Genomic DNA, 20727 nt, shown 5'->3' on the forward strand with positions numbered 1-20727 from the left:
CAACTAAAAAGCCGACTCGATGCATCGAGTCGGCTTTTTAGTTGCCAACGAGTTGGAGAACGTATTGAGCCAGTTTTCTTGTAATGGTTTTACGCTGAAATCGCTGCGTAAACTCGGGGCGCAGTTGCGTCTTATACGGCGTTTGACGTAACTGCTGCACCAGACTCGTTACGTCACCGGGCTCAAGCAGTATGTGATTGCTAACGTGTTCGCGGACAAACTGGGCTGCGTACCCCGCTACACCCGCTACAATGGGTTTGTCGGTGGCTCCGCATTCGAAGAGTTTCGACGGAAGCACCCGCTTGAAGGCTTCAAAGTCGTTCAGATGCACGAATAAGTAATCGGCGGTCTGGTATTCGGCCAGCAGTTCGGTCCGGTTGACCGGATTCCGGAGTTCGACGTTTGTGACGCCTTTAGTCTGGATCGCTTGTTTCAGTTTCGTCTTTGCGCCACCATCGCCTATCACCACAAAGCGGTAGGCGTCACCGAGTTGTTGAGCCGCTCTCGGAATGATCTTGTGTAGCCCCTGCCCCTCACCAATATTACCCGCGTACAGAACCGTTCTCGGGTATCGGTGCGAACCCGGTTCACTGGCTGGTACGGTCAGGAATTCCTCATCTATACCATTGGTACAGTAGCTATAAGTAGCCTGGGTAAAGGACTGAAAGTAGGATCGAAACCCTTCGGACACCAGATTGATGTGTTTGGCGGACCGAAACGTATATTGTTCGACCGCCCACAGAACCGGCGTTAAGGCCATCCGAACTGGCTGGACATATACCGAGCGGTGCCTGAGCATTTCGAGAATATTCTGGCGGAACAAATCGCGGATGTCCAGAAACAACGGAATACGCGGATTGCCTGATGGCTTTCGCCGGGCTAAACGTGCGCCCAGAAAAGCCGTAAATAACCGCGACGATGAGGCCACGACCAACTGATAAGGCTCCCGGTCTTTGGTCAGGCGACAGACGGCCCGGTAATACGTAATGAAGCAACGCACCTGATCTAACAGGCCACTGGCGTGCGCAGCGACAGGAATACGGTTGATCGTTATCCGGCACCCGTGGGCTGTGCTCCGTTCTTCACAATCAGCAGCGGTTTGCTGGTAAGACCGGTAGCGATTGGGCTGAGCCGCAAACACATGAATTTCGTCGTGGCGACCGAGCTGCGCAGCCAGTTCATTGACCAGGGCGGTGTTTCGGAACGAGCCAGCGCTAAGGTCAGGCTCAAAGTAGTAGGTTAAGTACAGAATCTTCATATCGGTCTGGTTATAAGGGTACGTAGTGAATGCAGAAAGGATACGTCCAGACACTGGCCGGTCCGCAGCCGATTGAAGCCAGCCGCCATGTTGTAGTTCGTTAAGCGCAAGGCGAAGGGCCCCTCAGCCCGAAACGACAACTGCACGGGTCCTGCCAGTACCGTATCATCCAGTATCCTCACGACTATGTCGGGGTGAAAATGAAAACGTGCTACACCCGGCGGGCTGCCTACTCCCAGGAGTCGGTCGGTAAGCTGAACTGTTGCGGGGCCAACAAACCAGGTTCGTTCGTGCGTGACGCCTAGTTGCGTATAGCCATCATGCCGGGCTGTCAGCATCGTCGGGGTCTCGCCTATGACCGTTACCCGCGCCCGCCAACCCACCCGAAAACCAGCCCACACCTCCGACGAGTTCTGGCCATTTACCTCAACAGTATTGTGTGCCGCTGTACTTCGCTCCCACTTCCGCCGAAGCCCTAATTCATACGTTGACGTACCGCTATCCACAATCAGGGGCCGGTTATCCACATACAGCACAAACGAAAGCGTATCGGCGTGGGCATGACCGGGCTGATGATCCGGCCCAATCGCCCCCACATCGGCGAAAACCTCGTACCGGCCCGCCCGCAGCATCCGGTAACCGCTTTCGACCAACTGACTTTTCTCGATATGTATGCCAATATGCTGCGCTTTTTCGACCAGATGCCCAGTTGTCGGGGCAATGTCCCACGCGGCATCGTTCACCATCGGCAAATCACCGTTGGTGAACGTCACCGCTCGCAGCCAGTTGAGCATCTGCTTCGCTTTCTGGCTTAAAAAATTAACGAAAGCGGAGTCGTTCTGCCATTGGTCGTTCCTGAGCGCCAGTAATACGTCAAGTAACCGGTCAAGCAGAACCTGATGGTACATGGGGCTGCGTTCGTCATGGCCACCATCCGCCAGAACCTGTATCGTTAACTCCGCCCGAACAAGTTCAGCCGCCCTTCGCCACCAGCCTTTATGCCGGAAATAGAGAGCCGCCGTCAAGAGAGAAAACCCATTTTCGAGCAAGTGATTACCCGTCAGGTGATACTCCAGACGTCGGTTCAGCAGGTCGGCCTGGGCAAACAGATGCCGGTTGATTGCGCTGTCCCGAATCTGATTCCGACTCAGGAACTGCGCCCAGTTTATAATCCGCAATGAGGTGGGATACGGCTCCAGCCCATCGGTTATGCCGGACGTCTGACGGATGAAGTCTAGCATAAAGTCCAGCCCCTGATGAGTGGGCAAATCAGGTTGATTCAGGAAATCGAAGTAGTTCAGGTTGTACGTCCACAGCTTGCCGTTCGCGGCATAATTCCAGTTCAATCCCTTCCGGACCGCTGAATTCGTCAGACAAGCGAGATTCACTGACTGATTTAGCAACGTGAATGTTCCATCGCGCCAGGACACGGATTTAGCCGCTTCCGGTACGTGCAGAAACTGGTTTTCAGGTACGGTTTCGGGCAGGCGTAACACGGCGCGGCTGCGCAGTCGATTCACGACCTGATACGTTACCTGCCTGCCCTTCAGATGCCGGACCGTTCGCCATAGGCGGCCTATCAATTTCATAGCTGTTCAATGAGGCTCTTCTCTTCAGTCTCCTCAGGCTGGCAAATCTGCCGGCTCGATACGTCGACCCAGCGTTTTTCGCGCAGGCTAATCATCGCGGCCAGGGCAGTTTGCGTGGTGTTTACAATGTCTGCAAACGGAATCAACGCGTCTCCGGAACCGCTACCCTGTATCTGCTGGATCAGGCGCTTCATCTGCTCGGCATGCCCTTTGTCCTGCCGCCCCGACAGGCTCGAAAAGCCCCGAAAGCCGTAGCCGGTTAACTTCCGAAAATTGTCCAGCACTAGTGTCCGATCCTGCGCATACACCTCAACCCGCTCTTTGGCGTAAGCTTTACTGCCGTTGCTGAAATAGTTAACAACGCCCGTTGAGCCGTTTTCGTAACGGAGCAACAGAGAGGCCGAATCAGTCGTTTCGGCGGGCTGCGCTCCCATCGCATTCAGGCATACGCTGGCCACCTGACTACCCGTCAGGAACGTAATGAGATCAATCAGGTGACAGGCTTCACCGACAATACGACCTCCGCCCACTTGCCGATCATGCACCCAGGAGGTAGCGGCAACAAAGCCCGCGTTCATCGTAGCGACAACGTTCATCGGCACCTGACTTGACCGGGGTCCACCGAGCAGCGCCTTCATTTTCTGAACATACGGCGAAAACCGGCGATTAAAGCCAACCAGTACCACCCGATTCGAAGTCTGATACGTATCGATAATCTGGGTCAGTTCATGCTCGTACAGGGCCAGTGGTTTTTCAACGAATACATGTTTGTCGGCTTTCAATGCCTCTATGGTTAGCTGAGCGTGACTGTTGTGCCGCGTCGTGATAATGCACAGGTCGACCTCCGGATCATCCAGTACGTGCCGGTAATCCGTCGTGCTTTGGGCGATGGCAAACTTCTGGGCGAGCAGCGCAGCATTGAGTCCGCCCGCACTGGCAATGATTTTGATCTGAGCCCCGGCGGCCTTCAGAGCGGGCAGTAACGTAGCACCCGTGAAGTTACCCGCCCCGATAATGCCGACCGTAGCGGTTCCCGATTGATAGCGCGCTTCCCGCATAACGAGCGTTGGAGCCAAATCAACCTGTTCGGGGTACCGGAGGAGCGAAGCAATCCGGCCAGGCCGGTCAATTTCGCCGTAAATCTCGTTGAAGCTCGTGAACGCCACAATCTCCGTAATGAAGGGCGTAACGACCAGTCGCTTATCGCTCAGCAGTTGCAGGATGGTTTGAAAATTTCGGTTCTCTGTCCAGCGGACGAAGGGCAGCGGATAGTCGTGCCCCTGTTGTTCATACGCAGCATCGTACCGACCGGGGCCGTAGGAACAGGATACCTGAAGGGTTAACTCTTTTTCATAAAATTCAGCCCGGCTCAGATTTAGTCCTACTACGCCTACCAGTACAAGACGGCCTCGTTTGCGGCTCATCCGGGCAGCCTGCGAGATCAGTTCATCTGTTTTGGCCGACGCAGTGATGATCACGCCATCCGCACCAACCTGATTCGTTAAGGCTAGTACGGTCTTAACGCAATCGAACCCATCGGCAGGAGATGCGGTGAGAATGCCCCGTTGCTGCGCCAGATCGAGCTTCGCGGCATCAACGTCTATCCCGATCACGTGGCAGCCGTTCAGCCGGAGCAGTTCGGCCGTTAGCAAACCGATCAATCCCAGGCCCAGCACAACGATGGTTTCCCCTAGCGTCGGCTGCACCAACCGAATTCCCTGTAAACCAATGGCACTTATCACGGTAAAAGCCGCTTCGTCGTCACTGACGTTGTCCGGTATGAGAGCGACCAGGTTACGCGGCACGCACACCACCTCAGCGTGAGGGCCATTGGAAACCACCCGATCGCCCAGGCGCAGATCAGTAACCCCCGCCCCTACGGCCAGCACCGTTCCCACATTACAGTACCCCAGCGGCAACGGCTGATCGAGCTTGCGAAAAACGGCTTCGAGGGTGGGCAGGAGACCATCGGACTGAATTTTTTCGAGGACCTGCCTGACCTTGTCGGGCTGCTGACGCGCTTTCGCGATAAGATTAGCCTTCCCGAACTCGACCAGCATCCGCTCGGTACCCAGCGAGACCAGCGACCGGCGCGTTTGAATCAGCACCTGGCCGGGCTGTACCTGCGGAACCGGTACATCGGCTAACAGGGTTTCGCCCGTTTTGAGATTCTGTATAAGTTGTTTCATGCAAGATCTGATTTAGGAAAAGGGAAAACGCTACGTCAGAAGTCGCTGACGGCTAAGCGGTGACCGACAGAATAGCAGCAATTCGCTCAGCCGCTTTACCATCCCAGCGGGGTGGAATCTGCCCCCGTTTAATGTCGCCCGCCAAGATCTTTGCGACCCGCTGCTGCACCGTTTCCGGGCTAAGGTCACTCAGGAGCTGGTTGGTCCCCAACGTAGTGGTAACCGGGCGCTCGGTGGTACTCCGAAACGTCAGACAGGGTACCTGCAAATACGTCGTTTCTTCCTGGATGCCGCCTGAATCGGTAATGGTAATGGCCGCGTGTTCCATCAGGTTGAGGCACTCCAGGTAGCCCTGCGGTTGCAGTAATCGGACGTTCGGAATAGCCCGTAGCTGATCGAGTAAGGCGAATCGAATCAGGTTAGCCTCGGTGCGCGGATGCAGGGGAAACACGACGGTTTTATGCGCAGCAGTATTGGCTATAATCTGAAGGATTCGTTGCAACGTACCAGCAGAATCCACATTGGCCGCGCGGTGCATCGTCATGAATACGTACTCGCCGGGCGTAAGCTGTAGCCTATGGACAACGTTCAGTTCAGCGGCCATTGGCCGGTATTTAACCAGCGAATCAATCATGACGTTGCCCACAAAGTGGATGCGCTGGGGATCGACGCCCTCCCGCAACAGATTCTTGTGGCCCGCCTGCTCGGTCACGAAGAGCAGCTGAGCAACCGAGTCGGTCAGGATACGGTTGATTTCTTCCGGCATGCCTCGATCACCCGAGCGCAGACCGGCCTCTACGTGGGCCACCCGAATATGCATTTTGGCCGCAGCTAAGGCGCACGCCAGCGTACTCGTTACGTCCCCAACGACCACGACCCAGTCGGGTTGTTCGATTGTAATGACCTCCTCAAACCGGAGCATGATGTCGGCAGTCTGCTGAGTGGGCGTGCCGCTGCCAACGCCAAGGTGATAGTCAGGCTGGGGTAAGTCAAGCTGTCCAAAAAAGACGTCGCTCATCTGAGCATCGTGATGCTGGCCCGTGTGAACAAGTTTGGATTCTACAGCCGGATAAGCCGCAAAAGCCTGGTGCAAGGGGGCCACTTTTATAAAGTTTGGCCTTGCCCCAACAACAGTAATCAATTTCATAGAACGGTGGGATACGGATTAAGTAAAGTGGCGGCTTGTGGTAGTCGCTACATTTCGGTTACGGTAGACTCATCGCCATTCATGATTTTCGGTAGACGCTGACAAACAGGTTATTGACATATTCTTTAGGTAATAAGCGCTTCAATAGCGTCGACAACGGATCAGTGCCGGAGAAATAGGCGACATCCAGCACCTCGAAGCCGAGTTCGGTCAGTTGTTGGTTGAGCAGGGCTGCCGTTGATACGTTACGCAGGTGAGCGAAGTAGCGTGGGTAACCGGTCAACTGAAACAGCAGCCGCTCCATCCGGCGGTACAGACTCTGCCGGTTCGGCATAGAGACCAGCAGCAACCCGCCCGGCTTCAACATCTGGTCTATCTGCTGTAAAACGATCGCCATCTCATCGATATATTCAAGCAGACTCGACGCGATAATAACATCCTGGCCCGCGTACGCCCCCGCATTCTCGAGCGGAATTGTCTGTACGTAGTACTGCAACATGGGCGATGTTTTCGTTCGCCTGCAGAGGCTGATCATTGGTTCGGATCCATCAATGCCTGTCACCAGACAGCCTTTCCCGGCGAGGTAGCGGCTGAATACACCCGAACCGCAGCCCAGATCGAGGACATGGTTACCGGATACGATATATTGCTCGAAGAACGCCGTCCAGACACGATACCGCTCCTGAAACGCAGCCGATGACTCATACCGGCTGGCAAATTCATGGGCAATGGCGCTATGATAGTCTACAGCGTTCATACAAACGTATCGGTACGGGTTTGCCGAGGCATCATTGACTCATTATGCAATTTCTCCATGGTACGTAAACCGAGTTGGGTCACGGTTGTCCAGGTTGGTAGTTTCATAGAACGCCGACGCCCGCTGGCTATGTGTTTCTCCAACTGAGCCGGGTTATTGAACGCTCTGTGAAGGGTAGAAAGAATATCCTCGGCCGAAAGCGGGTCGAAATAATACGCACAGTTGCCACAGACTTCTTCCGAGAAATCCCGGCGCGAGGTAAAGATGGGCACCCCAAAGTGCATAGCATCCACGTAGGTACTTGTGAACGACTCCAGCAGGGTTGGCAGCAGCAGTCCCTCAACCTGTTCATACAGCGACGCCACACACTCAGTCGGAACGTTGCCGATATTAATCAACACCTTACGTCCAGCTTGTCGCCCAATCCGATCAATCAGTTGGCGGGCCTTCCGGTGCTGCTCCGGCTCAACCGTTATCAACAGCCGGTACGGCAGATTACGCTGGCTAATCAGGTCGGCCACCTCGACCAGTATCTCCAGATTCTTGTGCGCATAATACCGCGACAGGCACAGCATATATCGAACATTGTCTTCTTTTTTGAAAGGTAGCCGGAACTCAGTCTTACCGGTCAGCTGCGTATAGGCGTTCGGGAAAAGTCGGATGGCTGGTACCTTCGGATAACGTGTTCGGATGCGCTTCTGAATCGTTTCCGTTTGCACCAGCAGCACATCAACGTACCGCAGTCGCTGGCTAAACACGTAATTACGCACCCGAACGTTAAGGGTTCCCAACCAACCTAAACGTCTCCAGACTTCCTGATCATCGGGATAAGCCGGATGCGGGTAATGGAGCAGCAGCACCTGCCGGACCGGCGTGGGCGTAGCAAAATTGCCCATCGTAAAGACTACATCCGGTTCAAGCTGCTGGATTAAAGCCGGTACCCAAACGTAATCGGTATACAGCCGCGTGATCCAATAGTTTGCCCCGTCCGGTACCCAGAGCAACCGCAAATACACGGATTCCAGCGACTCATACCCACAGTGACGAGGAGCCGCTACGTATACCATCAGGTCGTCGGGCCGGCAGGCTTGCAGTTCCTTCAGAAAATTCAAGGTAACCGTCAGTCCACCAGCCGACGACAGGTTGATGGCGTTAATAAACAGCTTCATGGACCGATGGATTAAGGAGGGAACTGACTCGACCTGTCTGCCGCAAACGACCGCCAATTAGCCACAGCGGAATAAACAGATACACCAAATGGTCGATGAACTGCGGAAAGTAGCCCCGCGTAATGAGCTGAAACAGGCCCAGCGAAAATATGATTTGCGTCAGGAAACCGATTGAGGTATCTGCGGGATTCCGGTAAACCACGTAGTTAATCCACAGCCCCAGTAGAAACGGCAGAATCAGGAAACCCAACCAGCCGAAACCAGCGTAAAAAGCACCGTAGTGCAAATTGGCCTCGCCGATACGTACCCACGTTCGCGGCAGTTCCAGCGACCGGTCCAGTACGTCCAGATACGGCGAGGGATACGGCTTTTCGCCCGACGGAAAGAACTGTTTAGGAATGATTCGAATAAAGACGTACCCAAACATCGACAGGCCATAATCATGCGGTGTCTCCGGGTTTTCGGCGTAATAGCGTAGGAGGTTAAAGTCGGCCAGCGACCCGCGCGTCTGGTCCAGAAACAGACTGTAATCGTACTCGGTGGGGTTAACCGTGATGCGGTCGTAAGCTCCCGTGATAAAAAACCAGCGGTTGTAGGTAATCGTCAGAACGACGTACAGAAGCGCCAACCCCAGTCCGCCCCAGCGCCACACGGTACCGGGCACCCGCTGGTTCATCCCGAAAACGAGCACCAGACCCAGCAGGGTCAAAATGATCCGGTACCGGAACCCCAGTAGGGCAAACAAGATGAAGGCCGGGACAAGCAGCGCCAGTAGCCGCAGGGGTTTGGCGTTCAGGTACGCATACACCACCAGCGTCGTGATGATTGAATCGGCAAACGCCCGGAAGTAATACGTGTTTGTCACACTTTTAGACGTCATCAGACTATCCGTCGATTGCCCGAGCAGCACATCCAGTACGTTGATGCCGCTTACGGCTATGTCACCGAGCACAATCATCATGAACAGCGCGTATAAACCGACCGTCACCCTACGTATTGAAGCCAGTGAGGCCGCATCCAGGCCCGGCTCCTTCTCAACCAGGGGCAGCTTTTTACAGGTAAAGCCGGTCACAAAGCAGAAATTAGCCAGCAGATACGCCAGCATCCCCGGTTCGTAATACGCCCGAATGCTTTTACCGACAAACTGAAACGCCCCCGAATCGCCCGTTACGGTTTCACGGTCAGACACGTAAAAAGCCATGGGCGTTATCAGGCAGTAGATCAACAGCAGCGCCAGGCAAACCACGAACGGAATCACCTGCCGCAGACCCACTTGCCGGGCGTACCGAAAACCCCATCCTAACGTCAGGGCATTCAGTAAGGCATATACCCAGATCACGACTGCAAATCCGTTAAAACGGTCTGATACACAATCCGGGCGTAGTGGGCGGAACTGGTTTGCTGGCTAAAGTGCTGGTTGAACTCGGCCTGCTGCTGGCGAAGTTGCGGCTCATCAACAACCCGGCGAATGGCATCGCTGAACGCCTGAACATCGTTGGGTGGGCAGATAAACCCATTGACGCCGTGCTGAACCCACTCGCGGGCCGCACCAACCGTTTCACTACTAATTACTGGTAAGCCAGCCGCAATGGCCTCATTGATCACCACCCCCCAACCATCGTAGCGCGAGGCCAGCACAAATGCGTCGGCCTTGCGAAAGCAATCGGCTAACGCATCCCCATCACTGAACCCCGTCAATGCAATTCGGTCATCCTTGTCGATCAACCGCTGTAGCGCAATCCGTTCGGGCCCTTCGCCAACAATCTGCAGACGAAGGTGCGCGTAAGCTTCACCCTGCAAGGCTTTAACGGCCCGAATGACTGTGTCCATTCCTTTGCGCTGAATCAGCGAACCCGACGACAGTAAAGTGAACGTATCGGCAAACTGACGATTTCCGCTAAAGCGCTCTGTATTAACGGTATAAGGAACAACCGTTATCGGTGCCGTAATGCCAAACTGCCTGTAGGAGCTAGCCGCGTCGTGGCCAATCGCGAAGATGCGGGTGCATAACAAACGTAACGGGATGAGCAGCATTCGCTTCAAACCGGCCTTCCAACCCGGCGTTGTTCTGGATAAGCACTCGCCGAAAAAGGCCACTTTCTTACCCCGACACCGGGCAGCCAGCATCGCAATGATCGTATTCGGTACCCAGTACGCTCCACTTACGATCAGGTAATCGGCTTCGTCCCGAAAGGCCGTTTGCAAAATCGATACGCTGGAGTGGTAATCTTTCTGCCAGCGCTGTAGCCAGCGCGTCAGCCGCCCCTCGGCTAGCCAAACACTAGTGTAAGGCTTCGAAGACGTTACGCACTGCCAGCGACGATCTTGCTCCGTGTATGCATAGTAGACGACCGTTAGCCTGAAATGGGCCGATAAAGCGGTAAAGAAATCATCCTGGTAAGGTGTTGGGATGTTGGTGTAGACACTGAGTTTCGGTTTAATCATCATTGAACGGTGGGTGACGTAGTGGTGGCTTCCTGATAGGCCTCGGCAATAGCAGTGCGAAACCGACTCCAGGAAAATTGGCGGGCTTGCCGGGCGGCTTGCTGGCCCATCTGGAACCAGTCATCCGGCCGACGAATAGCGGCTTCGAGTTGTTCACAAATGCGGTAAGGATCACGAATCGGCACAATGGCCCCGTGTCGATGGTGTTGCAGGATGTCAGGCGCTCCCGTATTAGCAGTTGTGATCACGGGCAGTCCAGCCGCCATGGCTTCCAGAATTACGTGGCCAAACCCTTCGGCCAGGGACGGCAATACAAACACGTGACTTTGGTGCAGCTCCCGCAACAGCTGATCCGCTGACAAGTCGAGCAGGACGCGAACGGGCAGCTCCCGGTATTCCCGCAAAATGGCGTGATCGACATAACCCCGGCCACAGAGTACAACCTCGAGCGGCTTATGACGTAGTAACCGAACCGCTTCTAACAAATCGGCCAGCCCCTTGCGCTGGTTCATCCGCCCGACAAAAATGATCCGGAACACGGCCGAACCAGGCGGTCTGACGCGTACCGGAAACTTATCGGCATCGACCCCGTAGGGCACCACCTGGATACGGGCGGCCAGTATGCCATTTTCTTCCAGCGTCGCTTTCGTAAACTGACTGGCGGTGATACAATGGCTTGCCAAGGACGCTTCGAGTGCGAGCGACTCCAGGGCGCTGGGCGGCAGTTGAAACTCGGCTTCGTCGCGAATGGATTGGGCCGCAAAGGGCACCCGTTCCATCTCGTCTTCCAGCAGCTGCCGAACGCTGTAGGGGTGCGGGTGCAGTTGAAACAGCAGTCGCTGCCCTGGATAGTTATCCAGAAGCGCCTGCTGAAACGCCCAGTGCGCGTAGTAACTGTACAAAAACAGATTCGCCTGTGTCTCGACTGCTTCCTGATACGCCCGTTGGCTGATAACCTGATCGATTCGATGGGTGTAATTCTGCGACGTAAGCCGGGCGAAGGCCGTTAAACCCAGCGCTTCCGCGGAAAGGGATACCACCGATGACGGCAACCCGGAGCAATACCGCCTGCGCGCTTGTCGGGGTGCTGCGTGCCGCAGCCAGTTGGGCGCGTAGGCTTCGGTAACCAACTGCGCCAGCAGACCAGCTTCGTGCAGAGCCAGACTGAGTTGGTAGTGATCCCGAGCGCCAACGTGCGCCGTTACACAACGGGTTAGGGTCGATGGTCTGTCCGCGATCATGCCTTCATGTTTAGTAACGGGGACTCCATCTGTCGGATCTTACCCAGGCGCCTTAGCCACCCAAAATCGGTAAACACATGCCAGAGCAGAGTACGTAGCCGCTCCGATTCGAGCAGTTGAAGACTCTTGCGCAGCACAAAACCCAGCACGATTACGTCTGCTCCAATGAGGCTGACAACCAGCCCTGTCAATGACCAATCCGGAATTAAACCTGTCGCCACGACAAAAGCCCCCATACTGGTCAGTAAATACGCAAGCGCAACGGATTTGTGGCGATTCACGGAGATCAGGGTCAGGGCACTCGTATTCCAGAGCGCATGGGTAAGCGATGAAACAAGCAGCAACGAAAACAAGGGGGTTTGCGGCTGAACAGCGCCCTTTGTCCAGATCTGAAGCAACGGTTTCTGGAATATAATCAAAACTACACTTGCTGTAAACGTTAGCCAGAACGCCGTCTGCAGGGCAACCCGATGCAGGAATATGGCCGTTTGCATGCGTTGTTGCGATAGAGCGAGGGTAAACTCAGGCCAAATCGAAAAATTAACCAGACCAACGAATTGCCGAACGGCATTCGACAGGGTCCGCAGGGTGGTATACAGGACGACATGCACGGGTGTCAGCAGCGCGCCAATTAATAATACGCTTCCTTGCAGAACAAGGGCGTTGGTCACGGCAAATACCAGAAACGACGCCGACGGCATCAGCAAATGACGTAGTGTCGCTGGCTCAACTAAGCGCCCGGAAACCTGCCGCACCCAGCTAAACCGCCGTTGGCAGTCAACCCACATGCCCCCTACCATGACCAGTCGGATAAGGCTAAACCCAAGAGCGACCTGCGGGCCCCGACCCTGCATAGACACGATGCTAATCATTACAACGAACTCGACCAGCCGGGTGGTGGTAATCCAGATGCGCCCGCTGGCGTACTGGCCTTCAGCGCGGTACACACTACTCAGCAACTCCTGTTGAACAGAAGCAATAACGTACAGACACAAGGCCATCAGCGTTATTGGAGCCTCTGCGGTTGTCGTCGTGGTCAGGCCCAGCCAGTGCGGGTAGGGAGTGAGCCATAGAATCCCCAGCAGCATAGTGCCACATACTAGACTCAGTCCGGTAACGGCCGCCAGGCCGTTACTCAATTGCCGGGCGGCTTTTTCCCGTTCCTGCTGATCGATGCTGATCGCCAGGTCATTGCCCAGCGCAGCCACCACTCCCCCATCACTCAAACTCAGGTAGGCCGGGATCGTAGCCAGCAAAAGCCACTCTCCGTAATAGACCGCTCCCCACTGCCTAAGGAGCAACGGTACGCTGATCAGTTGAATGAGCAGCGTAGCCCCCTGTCCAAACAGGTTAGCCGCTAAAGCCCGGACGATTCGATGAACCAACGTAGTAAAGTTTAGCGGTTATAATCGCCAGTAGGCTAGTCCGTCGTCTTCGCTCACCTGGTACAATCCCTTTATGTCCAGCAGAATCGGTGCGCCGTTCATAAGCGATTTGAAATACGATACGTCCAGAGCCTTGTATTCATCGTGTCCGACCGCCACAATAACCGCGTCATATTTGCTGGAGGGCGTATCCATCAGGGTCATGCGGTATTCGTGGGCGACTTCGTTGGGCGACGCGTGCGGATCGACCAGATGCACGTTGATGGCGTATTTCATCAGTTCTCGGACCATATCGGCAACTTTAGAATTACGGATGTCCGATACGTTCTCTTTAAAGGTCAGTCCCATCACCAGCACCTTTGTCTGCCGTGGATTTTTGTCTTTTTGCAACAGCATCTGCACCAGTCGGGTCGCGATATAAGCGGGCATGCCATCGTTGATACGTCGGCCCGAGTTGATGACCTGAGGGTCATACCCCAATTGACGGGATTTGTAAAGCAGGTAATAGGGGTCAATCCCAATGCAGTGCCCACCGACCAGACCGGGTGTGAAAGGCAGAAAATTCCACTTCGTGGCCGCGGCCTTCAGCACCTCCTGAGTATCGATACCCATCTTATCGAAGATGATCGCCAGTTCGTTCATCAGCGAGATGTTCAGGTCACGCTGAATGTTTTCGATGACCTTGGCCGCTTCGGCTACTTTAATCGTCGGCGCTACGTAAACGCCCGCCGTAATGATACTTTGGTATACCGCCGTGATCACCTGCGTAGCTTCCGCATCACTGCCCGACACCACTTTAAGGATTGTCGGCAGCGTTCGGACTTTATCGCCCGGATTGATTCGTTCGGGGGAGTAGCCAAGTTTGAAATCCTGGCCGAGCTTCAGGTTCGCGTGTTGTTCCAGCAGGGGCAGGCAGTCGTCTTCGGTACAACCGGGGTATACAGTTGATTCATAGATTACATAATCGCCGGGCTTTAAGGCGCGGCCTATGGTTTCCGAAGCCCGCAGCAGCGGTTTGAGGTCGGGCACTTTATACTCGTCGATGGGCGTTGGCACCGTTACAACGAAAAAGTGGGACTGTCGCAAGGCCTCCGGATCAGCGGTAAACGTAATATCAGTATTTTGAAATGCCGCCTGCGGCATCTCCTGAGAGGGGTCTTCGGCCCGCTTCAGCATAGCCACGCGCTCCTCGTTGATATCAAAGCCGATTACGCGGAATTTTTTGGCAAATGCCAGCGCAATCGGCAGCCCCACATAGCCCAATCCGATAACGGCAATTTGTTTCTCTTTACTTAGTAAGGCGTCGAACAAGTGTAGACTAGGTTAAGTGGTTGTGGAATAGATACTAGTTTTCGGTTTTAGTCTTCCTAAGATCGTATGAGAGCGACTAGCTGAGCCTTCAGATCAGCCTGCTGACCAAGTAAAGCCGCCGTACCGAGCAAAAAGCCGCCAAGCGCAACTAATAAAACCGTTACGGTTCGTTTGGGAGATACCCGTTTCAAAGGTACCTGCGGGGGTTCGAGCACCTTAAATACTGGAGTTCGCTCCTGCACTTTTAGCTTTGCCTGCTCATACTGCCTCGATAACTCCGTGTACACCGTTTGGGCGATACTCAGTTCGGCATCCATGCGCTGTTTATCCATAGTAGCGGCCTGCACTACCACGTACTTGTGCTGGTCGTTGTACTGAAATACGTTGAACTGAGCCGCCTGGTACCGACCACGGGCCTCTGCAAGCCGCTGGCGATAGAAGTTTAAATCCTGACGGGCCTTTTCGGTGCGGTAACTCGTTACGTAGCGCGTCAGGTACTCCATCGCCAACTGCGCCACCTGGGCGGCCACGTGCGCGTCCGGCATTTTGGCAGCTATCCCGATAATGCCCGATCGCGTATCGAGCCTGGCACTTACCCGCCGGCTAATATCGTCCGCCAGATCTTTCTGCCGGGCCGTCAATTCGACCGGAACCCCTGCTTTTCCGGCCTTACGCGCTGATCGATTCTCATCATCTGACGAAACCAATCTTGGTAACGACCAGCCTTGTTGGGTGGACAATAACTCTCCTACCGTAGTCGACAGCCCTTGCTTTGTTACCACTCGTTGATTCATCAGGTAAAGAATAAATGGCGTACTCTGCAATACGTTCGGGTACAGGTCCGGGCGAACCGCATCTACGCTCTCTGTTTCCGAAAAGTCAACTCCCGCAAAACCTGCCACCGACGCCAGCCGCTTGAATACGTCCCCCGATCCACTGCTCATTTCGGGCATGATCTTAGCCTCCGACACGAACTCAGGCTGCATCCAGACCGCAACCAGTATGCCAAGTCCGGCGAAAATGGCCGTAATGACCAACAGCCGGACCCGCCCGCGCCACATCGTTTGCAACGTAACGTCTAGCGAAAGGATAAACCAGGGGGCTCTGGCTAGTCTTACGTCTGATGTTGGCGACTGTGCTGCCATGTAGAGTGGTATCCTATTAATTGGTGAATAAACGTAACGCCGTTAATACGACGGCCGCGCCGGAGGCAATTACACTTAGTAGAGCCGCTCGTTCGGTCGTTGAGGCACGGGGTTTGTCGTTCTGTGGCCTGGCCGGAATTATGATCTCCATCCCCGGCTCAGGCGTTGGATAACGCTTTATGCTCAGAAAAGAATGCGTTGGCTTTATTTTTCCATTAGGCGCAACGGCGTACGTCTTCCGTTTTAATGCGTTGCGGGTGAAACCACCAGCCTCGTCGACGTAGCTCCGGAACGACTTGGCCGCATCAAACTCGACCGTTGCCGGATTCAGGACTTCGCCCCGTATCCGGATCAGTTCGCTCCGGCGCGGAATAGCTAAGGCATCTCCGTCTTCGAGAAAGAGGTTACCGGCTGTCTCCGGGCTATCTAGGATAGTGTTGAGATCCAGCGCAACGGCTTCACCTTTTCTGACAAAGCGGGCTGACGCCAAATAAGCGCCCAGCTTCAGGCCGCCTGCCCGGCCAATCAGATCCGTAATTCGATCGTTTTTTGTTCGGATGGCGTAAGCGCCCGGGTAGTAAACTTCTCCGGTTATCGTAGCGCCCTTCTGGGCTTCGTAACGGGGGGATTCGCGCACAAACACCTGATCAAACGGGTGCAGCACCAGTTGCGCGTCGGCCGGACTAAGCCGTAAGTTATGATCGACAGCAAACGAAATCAACCGAACATTCTGACCGTCGGACAGTCCTGTAGTGTCGTTTTTAACCCGCCGGGCAATCTCCATCCGAGAAGCAATCGCAGCTTCCGAAAAGCCCCCCGCCAGGACAACCAGATTGGCAACGGTCATGCTATCGGCAAAGTCGAACGTACCCGCCTGATTAACCGCTCCCTGAATAGATACCGTTCGCTTCTGCCGTAATTCGCTCACGGCATTGATCTGTACGACATCGTTACGTTGTAAAACAACATCGGGCAGTTCGTTACGTAACAGCTTTCTCAAATCAATCGAAAGTAATTCGGGATCAAGGTTATCCCGCAGTCGGCGAATGATAGCCCGGTTCAGGAACGCATCTTCCCGTAAACCCTCAGCACTTTTCAGCAACTGCTTTACGGTCGGGTTCTTCGATAATGCATACTCACCAGGGCGGAACACCGCCCCCCGAATGCTTACCTGATTATCAACTCGATTTAAAATAGTCCCAACCACATAGCGATCGCCGGATTGTGGTAAAAATTGACTAAATTCTGTAGGATTAATAGTAATTAATTGCTGTTCAATAGCGGTGTTCCGGTATAAATTAACCGAAGCCGTATAAGCCTGATCAGCAAAGCCACCAGCGTAGTTGACAAGTTGATGCAAAGTTTCATGGGGTCGGACCTCATACAGACCGGGCTGCTTTATTTCACCGGCCAGTTCAATTCGCGTTTCGTAATGGTTAATGAACACAATGTCCTGATCTTGCAGGCGAATGTTATCTTTTTGATCGGCACGTAGCAGAAAATCATAAATATCAAGTGTGCGAATAAGCCGGTTCGCCCGGTACACACGAATATCACGAAACGAACCTCGATTGGGCGAAGGACCTCCGGCCGCGTAAAGTGCATTGAAGACAGTCGCCAGCGAAGAAAGCGTATACGTACCGGGGCGGACCACCTGCCCGAGCAGCGTAACTTTTATACTTCGCACGCTGCCCAGCGTAAGCTGCGCCTGAATACCACTTCCCGCAGCATTTAAACCCTGATACAGCGTACGCAGCCGCCCCACGATCCGTTGTTCAGCCTGGTCAATCGTCAGGCCATTCACATAAACAGGGCTTAAGTTTTCGATTCGAATGCTCCCCTCCGGGCTAACCCTCGGCCGATAGGTCTGCTGCGCATTGCCGTAGATGTCAATAATGAGTTCATCTTCCGGCCCTACTACGTAGTTGCGCGGGGTTGGAATGCGCAGATTGGGTTCGAACGACAAACTGGCGTTGGCAAAGAGAGAGGCTCCAAAGACAACCGATTCGGACGCAGTTGCGGCACTTCGGGTTGTCGTGAGTCCGGTTGAAACAGAAGGCGGTGTAGGCGTAGTTGGCTGTTCTCGGACTACGTTCATTGCCGCCCCGGTGCGCTCGGGCGGTTTTGGCGAAACGGATTGCAGTTGAGCAATCTGCTGCCGCATACTGGCAATATCCGACGGGCTAAAGTTGCGCGTACGGGCTAGTTCTTCAAGCTGCACATCGGTCATACCGCTTGCCTGCGCCTGCTGAATAAACTGACGTATTTGCTCGTGGGCAGGTGTGTTTACTGATTGCGCAGCTCCTTCCCCGAAGAAAATGACAACAAGCAACACAAGTTTGCCAACTCGTATGAGTTGGCAAACTTTAGAAACAGCACTCAATGGCTATGTATGTTAAACAGTACGGTGGGTTCGCTTAAGTTAAAAGCGAGTTACAAAAGTATAAACGAATACGATTTAACCTAATTATAACACTCATAAAAAAGTAAAAACTCTTAAAATTTTTCTGAGCATTTATACTTAGTCACCCTTAAACCAATATTTAACCTATAATCGCTGCATCAGTCGATCAAGTATACCAGTTTTCCACGCTATAAAGTCACCGGCTTCAATGTGCTCCCTCGCCTGCCTCACCAGCCATAAGTAGAAGGTAAGGTTATGCAGACTGGCAATCTGAGCAGCCAGTAATTCCTCGGCTTTAAACAGATGACGCAGATAAGCCTTCGAGTAAAACGTACTGGCATACCCACCTAACTCCGCATCAATCGGGCTGAAGTCACGGCTCCACTTTTCGTTTTTCATATTCAGAATACCCTGCGTCGTGAACAACAGCCCATGCCGGGCATTGCGGGTAGGCATCACGCAATCGAACATATCTACGCCCCGCGCAATCCCTTCCAGAATATTGGCCGGAGTACCCACGCCCATCAGGTAACGTGGTTTGTCGAGGGGTAAGATTTCGTTCACCAACTCAATCGTGGCATACATTTCCTCGGCTGGTTCGCCCACTGCCAGGCCACCGATCGCGTTGCCTTCCCGCTCTTTCGAGGCCACAAACTCGGCCGACTGACGGCGAAGGTCGGCGTACGTACTGCCCTGCACAATCGGAAACAAAGTTTGCTTATAGCCGTAATGTCCTTCGGTGCTGTCGAAGCGGGTAATGCAGCGATCGAGCCACCGGTGGGTCATCTCCATCGACTGCCGGGCGTACGTATACTCACAGGGATAAGGCGTGCATTCGTCGAACGCCATAATAATATCGGCTCCGATTGTTCGCTGAATGTCCATCACCCCTTCGGGCGTAAAAACGTGTTTCGAGCCGTCGATGTGCGACTTAAACGTTACACCTTCTTCTTTAATCTTACGCGTGTTGGAGAGCGAATACACCTGGTACCCTCCGGAGTCGGTCAGGATCGGCCGATTCCAGCCGTTGAAGGCGTGCAGTCCACCCGCCTGGCGGAGCACATCGAGACCGGGACGCAGGTATAAGTGATACGTATTCCCCAGAATTATTTCCGCATTGATATCGGCTTCAAGCTCGCGCTGGTGTACGGCCTTTACGGTGCCGGCCGTACCCACGGGCATAAAAATTGGCGTTTGTATGGGCCCATGGTCCGTTGTGAGCAGGCCGGTTCTGGCCTTCGACTGGGGGTCCTGGGCAGTAATTGAAAATGTCATATCACAAAGATAACACGCCTTGAGGGAGCAGACCGCACCGCACAAGGTCTCAGGTATTATTTTCCATGCTATTGTTCTTCCTCTTCCCCTCACTCAGATTTCCTATCTTTGCCACGTATTTACCAATCAAGTCTTAACGGCCAAACGTCTCCTCTCTTTGTGATTACCGCTTTCCTGATAACCTGGCTGGTTATAGTCAGTGTTCAGCTGATTTACATCCTCTTTATTTTCTCCCGAACGGCCTTTTACCGACAACCCGATTCTAGCGAACTTCCACCCGCCAGCGGTGGGGTTACGATTGTGGTCTGCGCCCGCAACGAACTCGATAACCTGATCGAACTGCTGCCACTGCTGGATGACCAGAATTACCCCGATTTCGAGGTGCTGGTAATGGACGACCGCTCCACCGACGGCACCGATACGTATCTGGAACATGAGATTGGCGAACTCAGCCACGTTCGCTTCATTCGGATCGATAAAGAGCACGAGCACGTAACGCCCAAAAAATACGCCCTGACCATTGCGCTCAAAAAAGCGCAATACCCAACCGTACTGCTGACCGATGCCGACTGCCGCCCCGCTTCAACTGACTGGCTGAGGACGATGGTGGCCCCTCTGACAAATCCGGAAAAAGCTATTGTACTCGGTTTTTCGCCTTATGAGCGACAACCCGGTTTGCTAAACCTGCTCATTCGCTCCGAAACCTTATTTACGGCCGTGCAGTATTTTTCGCTGGCGCTGGCTGGTCGACCCTACATGGGTGTGGGTCGTAACCTGGCGTACCGCACTCAGCTTTTCTTCGACAACCGGGGGTTTTACACGCACATGAACGTACTGGGTGGCGACGATGACCTGTTTATCAACGAAGTGGCGACGAAACAGAATACCGCCATTTGCCTTGATCCGGCTAGCTTTACCTGGTCGAAGCCGAAAGAAACCTGGGCCGACTGGCGCATTCAGAAACGGCGGCATCTGCACGTAGGTAAACAGTATAAACCGGGGAACAAGATCCGGCTGGGGCTGCTAACGGGTTCGCACGTTCTGACCTGGCTGACAGGACTGGGTGCGGGCCTGCTTGTTTTAAGCAAGCAACTCCAGCACGATACGTTTAGCCCGGGCGAATGGTTACTTTTGCTCATCGCCACCAGCATATTCCTGTTTCGGCTCCTTCTGTTCTGGGGTATTGTCGGACGTATCAGCTACCGGTTAGCGCACACGGTGCATTGGGCGCTGATGCCATTCCTAGACCTGATGCTGGCGATCTATTACGGACTGGCGGGCCTGCGGATGCTATTCACCCGGAAGCAGAAACGGTATTACTGGCGGTAAACTCTGGCACCAGCAACTACTCGCCTTAAATCTTAACTTGTCATAGCTTATTCGCATGAATACATGACAAAGTTAGCGTCAAC

The 20727-nt window shown here is 54.1% G+C and carries 15 protein-coding genes; 1 reads left to right on the forward strand and 14 read right to left on the reverse strand.

The window, feature by feature from the left end; genetic code table 11:
* Positions 1-37: 37 nt before the first annotated feature.
* The 14 genes from ACYVBJ_RS18900 to tgt all read right to left on the reverse strand — a co-directional run bounded on the left by ACYVBJ_RS18900 (position 38) and on the right by tgt (position 19315).
* Positions 38-1258, reverse strand: a complete 1221-nt coding sequence (locus ACYVBJ_RS18900; RefSeq protein ID WP_460983864.1) for a glycosyltransferase family 4 protein — start codon at positions 1256-1258, stop codon at positions 38-40.
* Positions 1255-2847, reverse strand: a complete 1593-nt coding sequence (locus tag ACYVBJ_RS18905; RefSeq protein WP_460983865.1) for a heparinase II/III domain-containing protein — start codon at positions 2845-2847, stop codon at positions 1255-1257. The genes ACYVBJ_RS18900 and ACYVBJ_RS18905 overlap by 4 nt, the downstream gene beginning before the upstream one ends.
* Complete coding sequence (locus tag ACYVBJ_RS18910; RefSeq protein ID WP_460983866.1) at positions 2844-5036, reverse strand: bi-domain-containing oxidoreductase; 2193 nt, start codon at positions 5034-5036, stop codon at positions 2844-2846. Before ACYVBJ_RS18910 ends, ACYVBJ_RS18905 begins: the two co-directional genes overlap by 4 nt.
* Before the next feature lie 52 nt (positions 5037-5088).
* On the reverse strand, positions 5089-6183 hold the full coding sequence (gene wecB, locus ACYVBJ_RS18915) for a non-hydrolyzing UDP-N-acetylglucosamine 2-epimerase (protein WP_460983867.1): 1095 nt from the start codon (positions 6181-6183) through the stop codon (positions 5089-5091).
* Between the two features lie 79 nt (positions 6184-6262).
* Complete coding sequence (locus ACYVBJ_RS18920) at positions 6263-6940, reverse strand: class I SAM-dependent methyltransferase (RefSeq protein WP_460983868.1); 678 nt, start codon at positions 6938-6940, stop codon at positions 6263-6265.
* A complete protein-coding gene (locus tag ACYVBJ_RS18925; RefSeq protein ID WP_460983869.1) occupies positions 6937-8109 on the reverse strand; it encodes a glycosyltransferase in 1173 nt (390 codons plus the stop codon). Before ACYVBJ_RS18925 ends, ACYVBJ_RS18920 begins: the two co-directional genes overlap by 4 nt.
* Positions 8093-9448, reverse strand: coding sequence for an O-antigen polymerase (locus tag ACYVBJ_RS18930; RefSeq protein WP_460983870.1), 1356 nt, complete (start codon positions 9446-9448; stop codon positions 8093-8095). Before ACYVBJ_RS18930 ends, ACYVBJ_RS18925 begins: the two co-directional genes overlap by 17 nt.
* Positions 9445-10557 (reverse strand): glycosyltransferase family 4 protein, encoded by a 1113-nt coding sequence (locus ACYVBJ_RS18935; protein WP_460983871.1) that lies wholly within the window; start codon positions 10555-10557, stop codon positions 9445-9447. Before ACYVBJ_RS18935 ends, ACYVBJ_RS18930 begins: the two co-directional genes overlap by 4 nt.
* Positions 10554-11795 (reverse strand): glycosyltransferase family 4 protein, encoded by a 1242-nt coding sequence (locus tag ACYVBJ_RS18940; RefSeq protein ID WP_460983872.1) that lies wholly within the window; start codon positions 11793-11795, stop codon positions 10554-10556. The genes ACYVBJ_RS18935 and ACYVBJ_RS18940 overlap by 4 nt, the downstream gene beginning before the upstream one ends.
* Positions 11792-13180, reverse strand: coding sequence for a lipopolysaccharide biosynthesis protein (locus ACYVBJ_RS18945; RefSeq protein WP_460983873.1), 1389 nt, complete (start codon positions 13178-13180; stop codon positions 11792-11794). The genes ACYVBJ_RS18940 and ACYVBJ_RS18945 overlap by 4 nt, the downstream gene beginning before the upstream one ends.
* A gap of 18 nt (positions 13181-13198) precedes the next feature.
* Positions 13199-14491, reverse strand: a complete 1293-nt coding sequence (locus ACYVBJ_RS18950; protein ID WP_460983874.1) for a nucleotide sugar dehydrogenase — start codon at positions 14489-14491, stop codon at positions 13199-13201.
* Between the two features lie 56 nt (positions 14492-14547).
* Positions 14548-15636 (reverse strand): lipopolysaccharide biosynthesis protein, encoded by a 1089-nt coding sequence (locus ACYVBJ_RS18955; RefSeq protein WP_460983875.1) that lies wholly within the window; start codon positions 15634-15636, stop codon positions 14548-14550.
* A gap of 16 nt (positions 15637-15652) precedes the next feature.
* Complete coding sequence (locus ACYVBJ_RS18960; RefSeq protein WP_460983876.1) at positions 15653-17971, reverse strand: SLBB domain-containing protein; 2319 nt, start codon at positions 17969-17971, stop codon at positions 15653-15655.
* 213 nt (positions 17972-18184) lie between these two features.
* Positions 18185-19315, reverse strand: coding sequence for a tRNA guanosine(34) transglycosylase Tgt (gene tgt, locus ACYVBJ_RS18965; protein ID WP_460983877.1), 1131 nt, complete (start codon positions 19313-19315; stop codon positions 18185-18187).
* A 159-nt stretch (positions 19316-19474) separates the two neighbouring features.
* Here tgt and ACYVBJ_RS18970 point away from each other — a divergent pair, with 159 nt between their 5' ends.
* Positions 19475-20644 (forward strand): glycosyltransferase, encoded by a 1170-nt coding sequence (locus tag ACYVBJ_RS18970; protein WP_460983878.1) that lies wholly within the window; start codon positions 19475-19477, stop codon positions 20642-20644.
* The last annotated feature ends 83 nt before the right edge of the window (positions 20645-20727 follow it).

It is taken from the genome of Spirosoma fluminis, from assembly GCF_054778895.1.